At 72.1% G+C, this 15574-nt stretch carries 10 protein-coding genes; 5 read left to right on the forward strand and 5 right to left on the reverse strand.

From position 1 onward, the window contains the following. Positions 1–18 precede the first annotated feature (18 nt). Complete coding sequence (locus DEJ11_RS05475; RefSeq protein ID WP_111102909.1) at positions 19–3429, forward strand: error-prone DNA polymerase; 3411 nt, start codon at positions 19–21, stop codon at positions 3427–3429. A 27-nt stretch (positions 3430–3456) separates the two neighbouring features. Here the strand turns inward: DEJ11_RS05475 and DEJ11_RS05480 are convergent, their stop codons facing one another. Together DEJ11_RS05480 and DEJ11_RS05485 are read right to left on the reverse strand one after the other, a co-directional pair. Next, positions 3457–4968: a sensor histidine kinase gene (locus tag DEJ11_RS05480; RefSeq protein WP_111030518.1), complete on the reverse strand. Its 1512-nt coding sequence runs from the start codon at positions 4966–4968 to the stop codon at positions 3457–3459. Further along, entirely contained in the window at positions 4965–5642 is a 678-nt protein-coding gene (locus DEJ11_RS05485) for a response regulator transcription factor (protein WP_017885962.1), read from the reverse strand. Before DEJ11_RS05485 ends, DEJ11_RS05480 begins: the two co-directional genes overlap by 4 nt. A gap of 195 nt (positions 5643–5837) precedes the next feature. On the opposite strand from DEJ11_RS05485, the gene DEJ11_RS05490 reads away from it, so the two are divergent. Next, positions 5838–6152 (forward strand): hypothetical protein, encoded by a 315-nt coding sequence (locus DEJ11_RS05490; protein WP_110864838.1) that lies wholly within the window; start codon positions 5838–5840, stop codon positions 6150–6152. Positions 6153–6193: 41 nt separating this feature from the next. Here the strand turns inward: DEJ11_RS05490 and DEJ11_RS05495 are convergent, their stop codons facing one another. Continuing rightward, the gene (locus tag DEJ11_RS05495) at positions 6194–7288 is read right to left on the reverse strand and encodes an FUSC family protein (protein WP_111103000.1); all 1095 of its coding nucleotides are present in this window, start codon (positions 7286–7288) and stop codon (positions 6194–6196) included. Positions 7289–7368: 80 nt separating this feature from the next. On the opposite strand from DEJ11_RS05495, the gene DEJ11_RS05500 reads away from it, so the two are divergent. Together DEJ11_RS05500 and DEJ11_RS05505 are read left to right on the forward strand one after the other, a co-directional pair. After that, positions 7369–8613, forward strand: a complete 1245-nt coding sequence (locus tag DEJ11_RS05500; protein ID WP_071405569.1) for a phosphotransferase enzyme family protein — start codon at positions 7369–7371, stop codon at positions 8611–8613. Between the two features lie 567 nt (positions 8614–9180). Beyond that, positions 9181–11307 carry a DEAD/DEAH box helicase gene (locus DEJ11_RS05505; RefSeq protein ID WP_181440781.1) on the forward strand — a complete coding sequence of 709 codons (2127 nt, stop codon included), beginning with the start codon at positions 9181–9183 and terminating at the stop codon, positions 11305–11307. Positions 11308–11426: 119 nt separating this feature from the next. Here DEJ11_RS05505 and DEJ11_RS05510 read toward each other — a convergent pair whose 3' ends face one another. Next, complete coding sequence (locus DEJ11_RS05510; RefSeq protein WP_071405571.1) at positions 11427–11699, reverse strand: mycoredoxin; 273 nt, start codon at positions 11697–11699, stop codon at positions 11427–11429. Between the two features lie 58 nt (positions 11700–11757). Here DEJ11_RS05510 and DEJ11_RS05515 point away from each other — a divergent pair, with 58 nt between their 5' ends. Further along, on the forward strand, positions 11758–13287 hold the full coding sequence (locus DEJ11_RS05515; protein ID WP_071405572.1) for a CYTH domain-containing protein: 1530 nt from the start codon (positions 11758–11760) through the stop codon (positions 13285–13287). 111 nt (positions 13288–13398) lie between these two features. On the opposite strand, the gene DEJ11_RS05520 is transcribed toward DEJ11_RS05515, so the two are convergent. Further along, a complete protein-coding gene (locus DEJ11_RS05520) occupies positions 13399–15570 on the reverse strand; it encodes a S9 family peptidase (protein ID WP_111047942.1) in 2172 nt (723 codons plus the stop codon). Between the last annotated feature and the right edge of the window lie 4 nt (positions 15571–15574).

Genomic DNA, 15574 nt, shown 5'->3' on the forward strand with positions numbered 1-15574 from the left:
CGACAGGAGCGTGACCTGATGGGCTACAGCAACCCACCCATCCCGTGGTCGCAGTTCGAGCGCGCGCTGTCCGACAAGCGGAGCCCGGGCACGGCGCACGACGGCGACGGCGGCGACAGCCCGGCGTGGTCGCGGAAGCGCGAGCCGTACGTCCCGTCGCCGCTCGACACCGACGGCGGGCCCGTGGTGCCGTACGCCGAACTGCACGCACATTCGGCCTTCAGCTTCCTCGACGGCGCCAGTCAGCCCGAGCACCTGTTCGAAGAAGCCGCTCGGCTCCGACTGCACGCCCTCGCGCTCACCGACCACGACGGCTTCTACGGGGCCGCCCGGATGGCCGAGGTCGCCGAGTCGTACCCGCAGGTCGGCACCGTCTTCGGCACCGAGCTGTCCCTGGGGCTGACCGAACCGCAGAACGGTGTGCCCGACCCCGAGGGCTCGCACCTGCTCCTGCTCGCCGACGGCCAGGACGGCTACCACCGGCTCGCCGGCGCGGTGACGAGCGCACACCTGGCCGCCGGGTCCGAGAAGGGCAGCCCGCAGTACGACCTCGACGACCTCGCCGCGCGGGCGGACGGGCACTGGCGGGTCCTCACCGGCTGCCGCAAGGGCTCCGTGCGGCAGGCCCTCGAGCAGGGTGGCGAGTCCGCCGCCGAGACGGCGCTCCGGGTGCTGCTCGACCGGTTCGGCAGCCGCAACGTCGTCGTGGAGCTGCTCGACCACGGCGACCCGCTCGACAGCGCCCGCAACGACGCCCTGGCCACCCTCGCCGCGAAGCACGCGCTGCCCCTGGTCGCCACCGGCAACGTGCACTACGCCACCCCCGACCGGTTCCCGGTGGCGACCGCGCTGGCGGCGGTGCGTGCCCGCCGCAGCCTCGACGAGATCGACGGCTGGCTGCCGGCCGCCGACACCGCCCACCTGCGCTCCGGCGCCGAGATGGCCAGACGGTTCGGGCGCTACCCCGGCGCGATCGAGCGGACCGTGGAGCTCGCCGACGAGCTCGGGTTCCAGCTGAAGACCGTGCAGCCCGGGCTGCCCGACCTCGACGTCCCGGACGGACACACCGCGATGTCGTGGCTCCGCGAGCTCACGTGGACGGGTGCCCGGCGGTTCTACCCCGGCAGCGCCGACGGCGTCGATCCCCGCAAGCGGGAGCGCATCGAGCGTGAGCTGTCCGTGATCGAGGAGAAGAACTTCCCGGGGTACTTCCTGATCGTGCGCGACATGGTGCAGTACGCCCGCGGTCGGGGCATCCTCTGCCAGGGGCGTGGCTCGGCGGCGAACTCGGCGGTCTGCTACCTGCTCGAGATCACCGCGGTGGACTCGATCCGGTACGGGCTGCCGTTCGAGCGGTTCCTGTCGGCGATGCGCGACGAGGAACCCGACATCGACGTCGACTTCGACTCGGACCGACGCGAAGAGGTGATCCAGTACGTGTACGCCAAGTACGGCCGGCACAACGCCGCCCAGGTCGCGAACGTCATCACCTACCGGCCCAAGGGCGCGGTGCGCGACATGGCGAAGGCGCTCGGCCACAGCCCCGGGCAGCAGGACGCCTGGTCGAAGCAGGTCGAGCGGTGGGGGTCGGTGACCGAGAGCCAGGACCACGACATCCCGCCGGCGGTCGTCGGGCTCGCGAGCGACGTCCTCGGGTTCCCGCGGCACCTCGGCATCCACTCCGGCGGCATGGTGCTGACCGACCGCCCGGTGGGCGAGGTCGTGCCGATCGAGCACGCCCGGATGGACGGCCGCACCGTGCTGCAGTGGGACAAGGACGACTGCGCCTACATGGGGCTCGTGAAGTTCGACATGCTCGGGCTCGGCATGCTCGCGGCCCTGCAGTACTCGTTCGACCTGGCGGCAGAGCACTGTGGGGAGCGCTGGGAGATGCACTCCATCCCGAAGGAGGAACAGGGGGTCTACGACCAGCTCTGCCGCGCGGACACGATCGGGGTGTTCCAGGTGGAGTCCCGTGCGCAGATGGGCACCCTGCCCCGACTGCTCCCGCGGCGGTTCTACGACCTGGTGATCGAGGTCGCACTCGTCCGACCCGGTCCGATCCAGGGCGGCGCGGTGCACCCGTACATCCGCCGGCGCACGGGCGAGGAACCGATCACCTACATGCACCCGGCGCTCGAGCCCGTACTCGAACGCACCCTCGGGGTCCCGCTGTTCCAGGAGCAGCTCATGCAGATGGCGATCGCGGTCGGCAACTGCTCCGGTGACGACGCCGACCTGCTGCGACGGGCGATGGGGTCGAAGCGCGGGCACGAGAAGATCGACCGACTGCGCGACAAGCTCTACACGGGGATGGCGGACAACGGCATCCACGGGGCCGACGCCGACGCGATCTACGCGAAGATCCAGGCGTTCGCGAACTTCGGCTTCGCGGAGAGCCACTCGATCAGCTTCGCCCTCATCGTCTACGCGAGTGCGTGGATGCGGCTGCACTACCCGGGGGCGTTCCTGGCGGCACTGCTCCGGGCGCAGCCGATGGGGTTCTACTCACCGCAGACCCTGGTCGCCGACGCCCGGCGGCACGGCGTCCGCGTACTGCGACCGGACATCCTGCGGTCCGGGGTCGACGCCACGCTCGAACCCCTGCCGGACGGGGACGCCCCTGCCGGTGACGACGCGTGCCTGGCCGCCGAGCAGCCACCGGTGCTGCCCTTCGACAAGGCGCTCCCCGACGACACCGCGAGCCACCGACGCGACGGTGCCTTCGTCGTGCGGCTCGGGCTCGCCGAGGTCGCGTCGCTCAGCCGGAAGAGCGCCGAGAAGATCGTCGCGGAGCGGGACGCGAACGGCCCCTTCCGCGACATGTCGGACCTGGCCCGCCGGGTCGGGCTCACCACGCCGCAGCTCGAGGCCCTCGCCGCCGCCGACGCCTTCGCCCCGTTCGACATCGACCGCCGCGGTGCGATGTGGTCGGCTGCCCAGGCGGCCGCCGAGCGTCCGGACCAGTTGCCGGACACGCAGGTGTTCGTGCAGCCGCCGCTGTTCGGGCAGATGACGAGCGGGGACGTGCTCATCGCCGACATGTGGTCGACGGGCATGACGACCGACGACCACCCCGTCCGGCACGTGCGCGACCGGCTCGCCGCCCGCCGGGTGCTCAGCGTGCAGGACACCGCGACCGCCGAGACCGGACGACGGGTCGAGGTCGGCGGGATCGTGACGCACCGGCAGCGTCCGGCGACGGCCTCCGGCATCACGTTCCTGAACGTCGAGGACGAGACCGGGCTGGTCAACGTCATCTGCAGCGTCGGGGTCTGGGGGCGCTTCCGCCGGGTGGCGCGGGAGTCCCCGGCGGTGATCGTCCGGGGCATCCTCGAGCGCTCGCCCGACGGGGTGGTCAACCTGGTGGCGGACCGCATCGAGCACCTGTCGCTGTCCGTCCGCACCCGCTCGCGGGACTTCCAGTGAGTGGTCTGCTCAGGCGAGCCGTCGTGCTCAGCGCACCTCGGGCAGGCGGATCGTGACCTCGAGCCCACCGGCGGGCACGTTGCGGAGCGACGCCGTGCCTCCCGCCCGTTCCGCCACCGCACGCACGATCGCGAGTCCCAGCCCCGAGCCGCCGGGCAGGGCGCCGGCACCGGTGGACGGGTCCGGGTTCGGGCGGGACGTCCGGGCCTCGTCCGGACGGGTGAATCGGTCGAACGCCACCGGGATGAAGGACTCGGGCACGCCGGGGCCGTCGTCGGTGATCTGCAGCACGCCCTCGCCGCCGGTGCTCCGCCAGGACACGAAGATGCCGCCGCCGCGGGGGAGTGCGGCCACGGCGTTGCCCGCGATGTTCGTGACGAGCTGGGCCATCCCGCCGGTGTCGATCCGGTACCGCGGTTCGACGGTGCCGCCGCCGATGCCCGGGCCGGAACCGCCGACGGCGACGGGCGGCTCGAGGTCGAAGTCGACGGTGACGTCCTTCGCCGACGCGATGAGCCGGACGCGGTCGACCGCGGCCATCACCTCGTCGCCGAGGTCCGACCAGGCGGTCTCGGGGCGCCGGTCGCCGTCCTGTTCACGGCGCTCCGACTCCTCGATCCGCGACAGGGCGAGCAGGTCGTTCGCCAGCCGCGACAACCGCGCGACGCTGTGCTTCGCGCGTTCGATGTGGGCGGCGAGGGCGGCGGCGTCGTTGCCGTCGAGCGAGGCGAGGTCGAGCTGGGTCGTCAGGATCGCCAGAGGCGTCCGGAGCTCGTGGCTGGCGTCCGACACCATCTGGCGTTCGCGCTCGGTCGCCTGCCGGGTCCGGGCGAGGAAGGCGTTGAGCGTGGTCGCCAGGGACGCCAGCTCGTCCTGGGCCGGGCCCACCGGCAGTTCGGCACGCTCCGGGGCGACGGAGAGCCGTTCGGCCTCGCGGCGCATCCGGTTCACCGGGCGTAGCGCGGTGGTCGCGAGCACCCAGGACGCCACGCCGAAGGCGAGCAGGATGGCCAGACCGGTCAGCGACAGCGTCGTCGTGAGGTCGTCGACGACGATGGCCTCGGCCTGCGAGTTGCGGGCGGCGACGACGGTCCAGCGGCCGGCCTCGTTGACGGGGTGCTCCACCACGACGCGGTACTCCGAGCCGGATGCCGTGATGATCGAGGTGCCGGCGGGGGTGGACCGCAGACTGCCGAGCGCCTGCTCGACCCGATCGGGCATCGTCGACAGCACGATCTCGCCGGACGGGGACACGACGGCGACGAGCTGCGCGTTGCCCGGCGGCGAGAGGTCGGGGTCGCTGTCGACCTCGAGCGTGGCGACGTACGGGTCGGCATCGGCGTCGAGCAGGGTGCGGGTCGCACTCGCGACGACGCTCACCACCTGGAACCGCATCACCAGGACGAGCAGCAGGATGACGATCGCGGCGATCGCCGTCGACCCGATCGTGATCCGGGCACGCAGCGACAGCAGACGCAGCGGCCGGATCGGACCGCCGCGTCGGCGGTCCGATCGTGGGGCGTCGTCGGCCCCGCTCACGCCCCGAGCAGATCCAGGCGGTACCCGCGACCGCGGACCGTGGCGATGGCGACGGTGGCCTCGTGCGCGGTGAGCTTCTTGCGGAGGTACGAGATGTACTGCTCGACCACGTTCGGGTCGACGTGCTGCGAACCGTCCCAGACCTCTTCGAGGATCTTCGGGCGGTCGACGACACTGCCGGCGGACCGGGCGAGCAGTCGGAGCAGGGCGAACTCGGTGGGGCTCACGGCGACGCGCTGGCCCTTGATCGAGATGCGGCGGGCCTCGGAGTCGATGGAGACGTCCCCGACCTCGATCGTGCGGGGTGCCCCGGCGGACTCACGACGGCCGAGCGCACGCAGCCGAGCGGTGAGCTCGGCGAAGGCGAAGGGCTTGGTGAGGTAGTCGTCCGCGCCCGCGTCGAGCCCGAACACGCGGTCGTCGACGGCGTCGCGCGCGGTCACGAGCAGGATCCGCACGGGGTCCTCGCGCTCACGGATCCGCCGGGCGAGCTCGAAGCCGGACATGCCGGGCATCATCACGTCCACGACCGCAAGGTCGAACGCCTGCTCGCCGAGGGCGATGAGCGCCTCGACACCGTTCTCGACGGCCGTGACCCGGTACCCCTCGGCCGCGAGTCCGCGTTCCATCAGGGCACGCATCTCGTCGTCGTCCTCGACCACCAACAGCCGCATAGTGGACCTCCTCGGACCCATCGTGGCATCGAACCGGCGCGGACGGCCGTTCTGCGGGTCCGACTCGCTGAATCTCGTCACAGGACAAAGCAGAACGGTCTGTCCCACGTTCTAGGGACGTGAGTGCCGCTTGCTTCGTTGCTAGGCTCCGGCAGCGGACAGCGCGACCCGATGCGCCGCCCGCACTGGGGGATCATGAACGACTCGATCGACCACCCGGCCATCGTGCGCCTGCGCGCCGAACTGGACGCCGCGTGGAAGGGCATCGGCGCGCTCGCGCAGCTGGAGGACGCACCGCGCGACCGCGTGGTCGCGGAACTGCGGACGGCCGTGCCGGACGTGGCGAGCCGTGCTGCACGCGAGGTCGGCACCGAGGCCGTCGTCGCCGAGATCAGCCGGTACGCCGACGCCGGCATCCCGGGTGCGACCGCGACCGACGTCGTGCCGACCGCGGTGATCTGGTCGGACGTCGTGCGGACGGCGTCGGAAGCGGCCTGCGCAGCGCGCTGAAGCGGACCGAGCGGCCTGCGCAGCGCGCTGACGCGGACTGACTAGTCGTCCTCGCCGAGCAGCTCGCCACGCACCCGTCGGATGTCCTCGAGCAGTGCCCCGATGAGCACCCAGTGCCGGGAGTTCGGCCGCACCACCTCGAGCGGCGCGGTGAGCGCCGGCTCGGAGGCCTCCGCCCACGGCCCGACGTCCGGCCCGGAGGCAGCGGCGTCCGCTCCGCCGACCCCGTCCACCGGGTCGAGCCGTGTCGACTCGACCCGCGCACTGAGGGCCCGGACGTCCGCACCGATCCGTGCCACCTCGGTTGCGATGCCGTGCACCACCGGGTCGTCGCGCAGGTCCGGTGCGGTGTTGTCGCGGATCGCCCGGGTCATCCCGGTGACCCGGGTCACCAGGACGCGCAGGTGGTCGGTGGTCACCACGTCGCGGTCGAGGATCGTCCGGTGCCGGCCACTGCGGGGATTCATCGTCAGGGACTCGCGCGCCGACCCCAGGGACGCTTCGGCCTTGGCGTGCTGCTGCCGGAGTGCGCGGGCCGCGACGAGCGCCTCGTCCCAGCGCTCGCGGTCCCACCCCTCGGTCAGGCCGATCGCGATCCGCTCGAACGCCACCGCGGTGTCGCGGGCGAGCCGGGCGACGGCGAGGTGCGCCGGTTCGAGCAGCACGGGCGGCACGATGAGCGCGTTCACGACCAGGGCGACGATCGCACCGATCACGGTCTCGAGGATCCGGTCGGCGGAGTAGTTCGGCGTCACGACCCCGGCGGTGAGCACGAGCATCCCGCTGATCCCCACCTGGGTGGCGGAGGTCGGGGTGAGCCGGAGCGCCCAGGCGATGAGGATCGCGAGCACGATGACGAGCAGCACGACGAACACGCCGTCGCCGAGCAGCAGGTGGAACCCGGTGGCGAGCACGACGCCGATCACCACGCCCGCACTCCGCTCGAGCCCCTTCACGAACGACTGGTTGATGCTCGGCTGCACCACGAGCAGCGCGGCGATCGCCGCGAAGGTGGGGAACGGCCCCTGGATGACCAGGCGGCACAGGAGCACGGCCGCGACCACCGCGACGGCGGTCTTCACGACCTGCAGGAACGGCGTGCGACTGGAGCTGCGGAGACGCGCGACCGGGTTCACACCGACCACGGTAGCCACCGGCCCCGCGCCGAGCCGTGCACGAACGCGACGAAACCCGCGCGACACGGTTGACTGATGTCGTGTGGCCCAACCATGAGCGCGTCATCCCGCAGGCCTTCGCCGGCTCCGGGACCTCCGTGGTGGCCGCGCGGGCGCACTCCGTCGAGCCCTCGGGCAACGGCTACCTGTACGGCTACGAGGTCGACACGGTGGACCGCAACGGACAGCGCGCCACGGTCCTGACCTACGTCGACACCGGCGGCACCCACGACCAGAACAGCGCGATCGTCACCGACCCGGCGACGGGCGACCCGGTGTCGGTGTGGGCGTACCCCAACGACCCCGGCCTGCCGGTGCTGCCGCAGGTCACCTACCGCGACGCCGTCGCCGAGCTGCTGACCACGCTCGGCATGCCCGTCACCGACCCGGTGCTCACCGTGGCGGCGTACCGCCCCGGCAAGCGCGCGGTCGTGCGCGTGGACGCCCCCGAGCGCACCCTGTTCCTGAAGATCGTCCGTCCGCACCGGGTCGCGCCGATCGTGCAGTCGCACGAGCAGTTCGTCGCGGCCGGTCTGCCGGTGCCGCGTGTGCTGTCCAGCCGTGGCGACGGCCTGCTCGTGCTCGAGCGCATCCGCGGCGTGCCCGCCGGCAGCCGCATCCTCGACATCGCCGACGACCCCCGCTTCGTGGCGTCGCTCGCCGCGCTGAGCGGTCGGGTCGCCACCGTCCCGATGACCCAGCAGGCGCGCGCCGACGCGATGGACCACGCCGACTGGCACCGTCGCACGCTCATCGCGGCTCTTCCGCGCGACGCCGAGGAGATCGACCGCCTGTACGACGCCATCGGCCGCCGCTCCATCGGCTGGTCGAGCTCGACCAAGCAGGTCGTGCACGGCGACCTGCACCTGGAGCAGGTGTTCGTCGACGAGGACGAGCCGTGGCGCATCTCCGGCCTGCTCGACATCGACACCGCGGGCTGGGGCTTCCCGGTCCGTGACGTCGGTGCCGTCGTCGCCCACCTCGTGGTCACCGGGCTCTGGCACCGGTCCCGAGGCGACGCCGAGCGCGGCGCCGCCGCCGAGCGCCTCGCCGACGCGATCGCCCGCGACTGGGTCGCGCGCAACCCGCGCGAGGCCGACCGCATCGGACCCGCCATCGGCGCCCAGCTGCTCGCCCACGCCGGCGGCCAGGCGACCACCGGCTCCGCCAACGGGATCCAGACGGCCCAGCAGCTCCTCGCCGCGACGCAGGCCGCCCTGGCGGACGCGGCCCCGAGCCTCCCGACCGGTGGTTCGACCCGCCCGCGGTCCGCACCGCAGGTCTGAGACGCGACGCCGCTGTCGCGAAAGCGACAGTTCTGCGCGGAACATCCGCGGCGTCCTGTCGCTTTCGCGGGGTCACCGGGGCAGGGAACCGGAGACGTGTCGCTTCGGTGGGGTGAACACGACCGAAGGACGGACTGGAGGCCCGGGTCGGGCCCGCCACGGGCCTCCCGTCCGCCATCGCGACGCGCGCGGGCAACGCGCCGGTCGCCTCCGTCGGTGGTCCGGGAGTAAACTGAGCGCGCACGCACCGCGTTCCCGCGTGCCGCGTCGATTCCGGACGCAGCCGTCGATCACTTGATCGACGCGGGGACCGGGCCGTGACCGCCCCGAGGGGGCATCACGTGCGTGTGACGACGCCGGATCCCGGCGCGGACCGTCCGAACCTGCTCCCGGCAGGTGCTCGTGTGGAACGGCTCGCGGGAGTCCACCGGACGTCCCGATGCGGGGACCGGCGATGCGGTGGGCCACGGTGGCCCGCAGCTGAACCGGAGCCGCGCCAGGCGCCGGTGCAGGACTTCCCGCCCCACGGGCGGATCGCCCCGACGTGTGGGCGGAACAGGAGGAGCGTTGGCTCGATCAGGCACCCGGCGTGCTGCCGGCGGGACGCGGACCGCGTCACGCCGCACCAGGCCGCTGGACAACGACGGCGTCATCCCCGTCCTCGCCCGCGCTGTGCGCGAGGTCGAGGCCGCGGCGCAGCGCGGACCGCTCAAGGCATCGAACCGGACGAAGTTCCAGGCGGTCGCCCTGCTCATGCGCGAAGAGCGCGCGCGGGTGAAGGCCGACACGGAGCTCACCGACGCGCAGCGCGCCGAGCAGCTCAAGCGGCTCGACGGCGTGGCCACGATCCTCGCGAAGACGGCGGCGCGCGACACCAGTGTCATCCAGCTCCTCGCCGAAGAGGTGCAGGTGTCCGAGGCGACGCGTGCGGTCAAGCGCGACATGATGATCGCCGGCGGCATGGAACTGCAGCCGGAGGACCTCGTCATCGCGTCCGAGCCCGCCGCGATGGTCGAGACACCGGTGCGTGCCGTCGTGCCGCAGGCGGTCGTGCAGCGCCAGCTGGCGAACCCCTTCATGCCGCCGGACTTCGCCCTCGCCGACCAGCCCGTCGCGCACCCGCGTCGCCTGGCGAACTGGGAGCTGTTCGGACCGCTGTTCAAGTCGTTCGAGTACGGCGCGGGCGGGGGAGCGGCGACGATGCCGCTGCCGGAGCCCACGACGCTGCACTCGCGCTCGGGCACCACGCTCATGAAGCACCAGGCGGAACTCGTCGCCGCCGCGTCGCAGGGGCACCGCACGTTCTTGCTCGCCGACGAGCCCGGCCTCGGCAAGACCGCACAGTCGCTGCTCGCCGCCGACGCCGCGAACGCGTTCCCGCTGCTCGTCGTCGTGCCGAACGTCGTCAAGACGAACTGGGCGCGTGAAGCCGAGCGCTGGGTGCCGAACCACCGCGCCACGGTGATCCACGGGGACGGCAACGACCTCGACGGGTTCGCCGACATCGTCATCGTGAACTACGAGATCCTCGACCGGCATGCCGGGTGGCTCGGCAACTTCGGGTTCAAGGGGATGGTCGTCGACGAGGCGCACTTCATCAAGAACAGGGACTCGCAGCGCGCCCGGTTCGTGCTGCAGATCGCCGAGCGCATCCGGCAGCGCACCGCCGCGCCGCTGCTCATGGCGCTGACCGGTACCCCGCTGATCAACTCGGTCGAGGACTTCCGCACCATCTGGGAGTACCTCGGCTGGATCGACGACAAGAAGCCGCGCGCGAAGCTCATGAACGAGCTCGAGGAGATCGGCCTGACGCCGGCCGACCCCGGGTTCTTCGTCGAGGCCCGCCGTGCCGTCATCGACCAGGGCATCGTCCGACGCCGCAAGGTCGACGTCGCCGCGGACATCCCCGCCCGCCGGATCGCCGACATCCCCGTCGAGCTCGACGGTGACGAGGGCCGCTCCATCCGCGACGCCGAGCGCGAGCTCACGGCGAAGCTCGTCCGCCGCTACCACCAGGCGCTCGACGCCCGCACCGGGCAGGACCCGGTCGTCGGCATCGACCACAAACTGGTCCGCCAGGTCGCCCGCTGGGAGCTCGAGGACCAGGACGCCTCGTCGACCGGCGAGAACGTGTTCTCGATGGTCCGCCGCATCGGCCGGGCCAAGGCCCAGCTCGCGGCCGACTACGCGGCGCAGCTCGCCTCGAACGTCGGCAAGGTCGTGTTCTTTGCGAAGCACCTCGACGTGATGGACCAGGCGGAAGAGGTGTTCGCCCGTCGTGGCCTGCGCACCGCCACGATCCGCGGCGACCAGACCCCGACGCAGCGCACGGCCGAGATCGACTCGTTCGTGAACGACCCCGACGTCGCCGTCATCGTCTGCTCGCTGACCGCGGCCGGGGTCGGCCTGAACCTGCAGGTGTCGTCGAACGTCGTGCTCGCCGAGCTGTCGTGGACGAGCGCCGAGCAGACCCAGGCGATCGACCGTGTGCACCGCATCGGGCAGGAAGAGCCCGTCACCGCGTGGCGCATCATCGCCGCGCAGACGATCGACACCAAGATCGCCGAGCTCATCGACTCGAAGGCGTCCCTGGCCGCCCGGGCGCTCGACGGTTCGGACGAAGAGGTCGTCGACTCCGGCGACATCCAGCTCGACGCGATGGCCGCGCTGCTGACCGAGGCGCTCGGCGGCTAGCTCGGCGCGTCCGGCGCGCGGCGCTGTCCCGGACAGCAAAACACCGGTGTTCGCACTCTGAACCGCGTCATGCGCGTGTTCGGAGCGTGAACACCGGTGTTTTGCGGAGGGCCGCCTGCTCAGATGCGGGACTGCACCTCGGCCAGGGAAGGGTTCGTCGCCGTCGAGCCGTCGGGGAACACCAGCGTCGGAACGGTCTGGTTGCCGCCGTTGACCTCGGCGACGAGCTCGGCGGTGCCCGGGGTCTGCTCGATGTCGACCTCGGTGAAGGGCACCCCGGCCTTCGACATCTGGTTCTTCAGGCGGGCGCAGTAGCCGCACCACGTGGTGGTGAACATCGTGACGCCGCCGGCTTCGGGCGTGAACTGCTCGCGGGTGATCGTGTCGCTCATCCCTGCAGGCTAACCCCGGGTGCGGGGAAACCCCGCAGTGCCTGGTAGACAAGAGCGTGTGAGCCACACGCACCTCGAGATCGAGCGCACCTACGACCTGCCGGAGGGCGGTGCCCTCCCCGACCTCGTCGGCGCGGGCGGCATCCTCCGCACCGAGCACCAGGAGCCGTTCGAACTGGACGCGACCTACTGGGACACCGAGCGGTACGACCTGGTGGCCGCGCGGGTGACCGTCCGCCGTCGCACGGGCGGCCCCGACGCCGGCTGGCACATCAAGCGCTCGGAGTCGGACACGGTCCGCCACGAGCAGCAGTTCCCCCTGACCGACGACGCCGACACGGTGCCCGACGAGGTCCTCGCCGCGCTCTTCACGGAGCGTCGCGGCCGCGGGCTGCGCCCGGTCGTCCGGATCACGACCACCCGCACCGTCACCCGACTGCTCGACGAGGACGGCGACCAGATCGCCGAGCTCGCCGACGACCAGGTCACCGCACAGCGTCTCGACGACGACGCCCCCGAGACCCCGCGCACCTGGCGCGAGGTCGAGGTCGAGACCGTCGACGGCGTCGACCCGCAGATCGCCCACGAGCTGTTCGCGGCCCTCGACGGGCGCTTCGCGGCCGTCGGCGCCGGCCCCGCCGCCGTCGCGTCCAAGCTGGCACGCGGGCTGGCAGGAGCGCCGGCACCGCGCCTCCAGACCGAGGAGAAGCCGGCCAAGGGCACGACCGCACGCATCCTGGCGAAGCGGGTGCGCAAGCTGCGCGTCGCGCTGCTCGGCCAGGAGGCCCGGCTCCGCTCCGGCGACACAGCCGACCTCCGGCAGGCGGCCGACACCACCCTCGAGATCGCCGCGATCCTGGGCGCCTACCGCCCGGCGTTCCCCGACGGCGAGGCCGTCGACCGCGCCGCCGAGGCGGCGGACGGCCTGGCGGGCGTCACCGCGCGTGCGGCGCTGGCCGAGTACCTGATCGACCGGCTGCCGCGGGCGTCGTCGCCGGCGCAGGACGACCTGGTCGACGCGATGACCCGCGAGCGCATCCTCGCCTCGACCCGGGAACGTCGCGACCAGGCGGTGCGGGACGTCGTCGCGTTCCTGCACGGCGAGCCGTTCCTCGAACTGCTCGACGCCCTCGACGACGCGGCCGAGCGACCGGCTCCGACGGCGTGGTCGCTCCGCGCACCGAAGCAGGTCGCGCAGGACGTCGGCGCCGACGTGAAGCCGCGTGTGCGCGAGCTCGTCCGGGCCGCCGTCGCCGACGACACCTCTGACACCGCCGCCGAGCGTGAGGCTGCCGACCGGACCACCACCGAGGCCGCGTGGCAGGAGACGATGCGCGCCCGGATGGCGATGGACGTCCTCGGCGACGACGCGTTCCCGCACGCGCTGTGGAAGCGGATCGGCACCGCCGCCGACGTGCTGACCGAACGGGTGCGGTCCCTGCACGCCCTCGACATCCTGCGGGCGAACGCGGCGATCGCGGAGCGCGGGGGTGAGGGCACCTTCGGGTACGGGGTGCTCGCGGGGGACCGGGTGCGCCTGGCCGAGGAATCCTACGACGAGGCGGTGCACGCGCTCAACCGCGTGTGAGCGGGGTGCGCGCTGCGTGCGCTGCGTGCGCTTCGCTCGCTTGGTGAGCAGAAGAGGTCGGGTCCCGCGTTCGGACCCGACCTCTTCTGCTCACGAAGCGCGTGGCGTTGCTCAGCCCGCAGCGATCGGGTTGGCGGTGGCCGCGGCGGGCGTCTCGTCGGCGAGCCCGAGCACGTCGAGCAGCCAGGCGAGTTCGAACGCCCGCTCCTTCCACGACGCGTAGCGACCGCTGACACCACCGTGGCCGGCGGACATCTCGGTCTTCAGCAGCACCGGCGCGCCGACCTCGCGGAGCTTCGCGGTCCACTTCGCGGGCTCGACGTACAGCACGCGGGTGTCGTTGATCGAGGTCACGGCGAGGATCTGCGGGTACTGCACGTCGTCGCGGACGTTCTCGTACGGGGTGTACTCGCTCATGTAGCGGTAGACCTCGGCGTCGTGCAGCGGGTCGCCCCACTCGTCCCACTCGATGACGGTGAGGGGCAGGTCCGGGTCGAGGATGCTCGTCAGGGCGTCGACGAACGGCACGGCGGCCAGGATGCCGGCGAACCGCTCTGGTGCGAGGTTGGCGACCGCACCCATCAGGAGCCCGCCCGCGCTGCCACCCTCGGCCACGAGGCGGTCGGCGCTCGTGCGGCCGGACTCGATCAGGTGCTCGGCGACCGCGACGAAGTCGGTGAAGGTGTTCTTCTTCGTCAGGGTCTTGCCGTTCTCGTACCAGTGCCGGCCGAGCTCACCGCCACCACGGACGTGCGCGACGGCGAAGACGACACCGCGGTCGAGCATCGACAGGCGCATGACGCTGAAGCCGGGGTCGATCGAGTGTTCGTACGAGCCGTAGCCGTAGAGGTGCAGCGGTGCCGGGGTGCCGTCCTCGACGGCGTCACGACGCCAGACGAGCGAGATCGGCACACGGGTGCCGTCCGACGCGGTCGCCCAGTCGCGCTCCTGCACGTAGTCGGCCGGGTCGTAGCCGCCGAGCACGGGCTGGCGCTTCAGGACGGTGACCTCGCCGGTGGCCAGGTCGAGGTCGCTGACCTCGGAGGGGGTCACGAACGACGTGTACCCGATGCGGAGCGTCGGCTGCTCCCACTCCGGGTTGCCGCCGAGCCCCGCCGAGAACAGTGCTTCGTCGAAGGGGACCTCGTGCGCGTCGCCGTAGCCGTCGCCCTCGATCGGGATGATCGCGACGCGGGGGAGCGCCTCGGACCGGTACTCCAGGGCGAGGTGTCCGGCGAAGGCGTCGACCGACTCGATGCGGCGCTCGGTGTGGTGCGCCACGACGACGCGGCGGTCACGCTCGGACGTCGGGTCGTCGGCGGGGACGTCGACGAGCTCGAAGTTCTCGGCGCCGTCGTTGTGCAGCACCAGGAACCGGTCGCTGCCGCCCACGATGGCGTGCTCGATCTCGTACTCGACACCCTCACGGCGGGGCCAGACGACCTGGAACTCACCGGTCGGGTCCGCAGCGTCGAGGACGTGCGCCTCGGACGTGATCTTCGAGCCGAGCTCGATGACGATGTACTGCGACGAGCGGGTGACACCGACACCGACCCAGTAGCGGTCGTCGGGCTCTTCGAACACCAGGACGTCCTCGGACGCCGCGGTGCCGACCGTGTGGCGCCAGATCTTGTCCGGACGCCACGACTCGTCGACCGTGGGGTAGAACACGTAGCGGCCGGCCGGGTCGAACGTGGCGCCGGCGCCCGTGTTCGGGATGGCGTCGCCGAGGTCGGTCCCCGAGGCCAGGTCGCGCACGTGCAGGGTGTACCGCTCGTCGCCCTCGACGTCGATGCCGTAGACCAGGCGGGTGCCGTCGTCGCTGATGTCGTAGGTGCCGAGGGAGAAGAACTCGTGGCCGTCGGCCAGGGCGTTGCCGTCGAGGACCACCTGCTCGCCGGGGAGTGTCGACTCGCCCTCGACGACGGCGGGCGGCGTCCAGTCGTCGGGGCCGGCGACGGGCACGCGGCAGTGCACGCCGTACTGGCTGCCCTCAGCGGTGCGGGTGAAGTACCACCAGTCGCCCATCCGGACCGGCACGGAGAGGTCGGTCTCCTGGACGCGGCTCTTCACCTCGGCGAAGATGCGGTCCCGCAGCGGCGCGAGGTGCGCGGTGGCGGCGTCGGTGTGGGCGTTCTCGGCTTCGAGGTACGCCAGGGTGTCGGGGGATTCCTTGTCCCGCAGCCACTCGTAGTCGTCGACGAAGTCGATGCCGTGGTGGGTCCGTGTCACGGGCCGCTTGGCGGCGCTGGGCGGGGTGGATGCGGTGTGCTCGTTGCTCACCGTC

Origin of the sequence: Curtobacterium sp. MCLR17_058, assembly GCF_003234705.2 — a bacterium.
Lineage (GTDB): Bacteria > Actinomycetota > Actinomycetes > Actinomycetales > Microbacteriaceae > Curtobacterium > Curtobacterium flaccumfaciens.

What these genes read in the sequence shown, in the direction of transcription:
- DEJ11_RS05510 (WP_071405571.1), bottom strand. Translation starts at nt 11,699, where the DNA reads ATGAGCGACACGATCACCCGCGAGCAGTTCACGCCCGAAGCCGGCGGC.
- DEJ11_RS05485 (WP_017885962.1), bottom strand. Translation starts at nt 5,642, where the DNA reads ATGCGGCTGTTGGTGGTCGAGGACGACGACGAGATGCGTGCCCTGATG.
- DEJ11_RS05490 (WP_110864838.1), top strand. Translation starts at nt 5,838, where the DNA reads ATGAACGACTCGATCGACCACCCGGCCATCGTGCGCCTGCGCGCCGAA.
- DEJ11_RS05475 (WP_111102909.1), top strand. Translation starts at nt 19, where the DNA reads ATGGGCTACAGCAACCCACCCATCCCGTGGTCGCAGTTCGAGCGCGCG.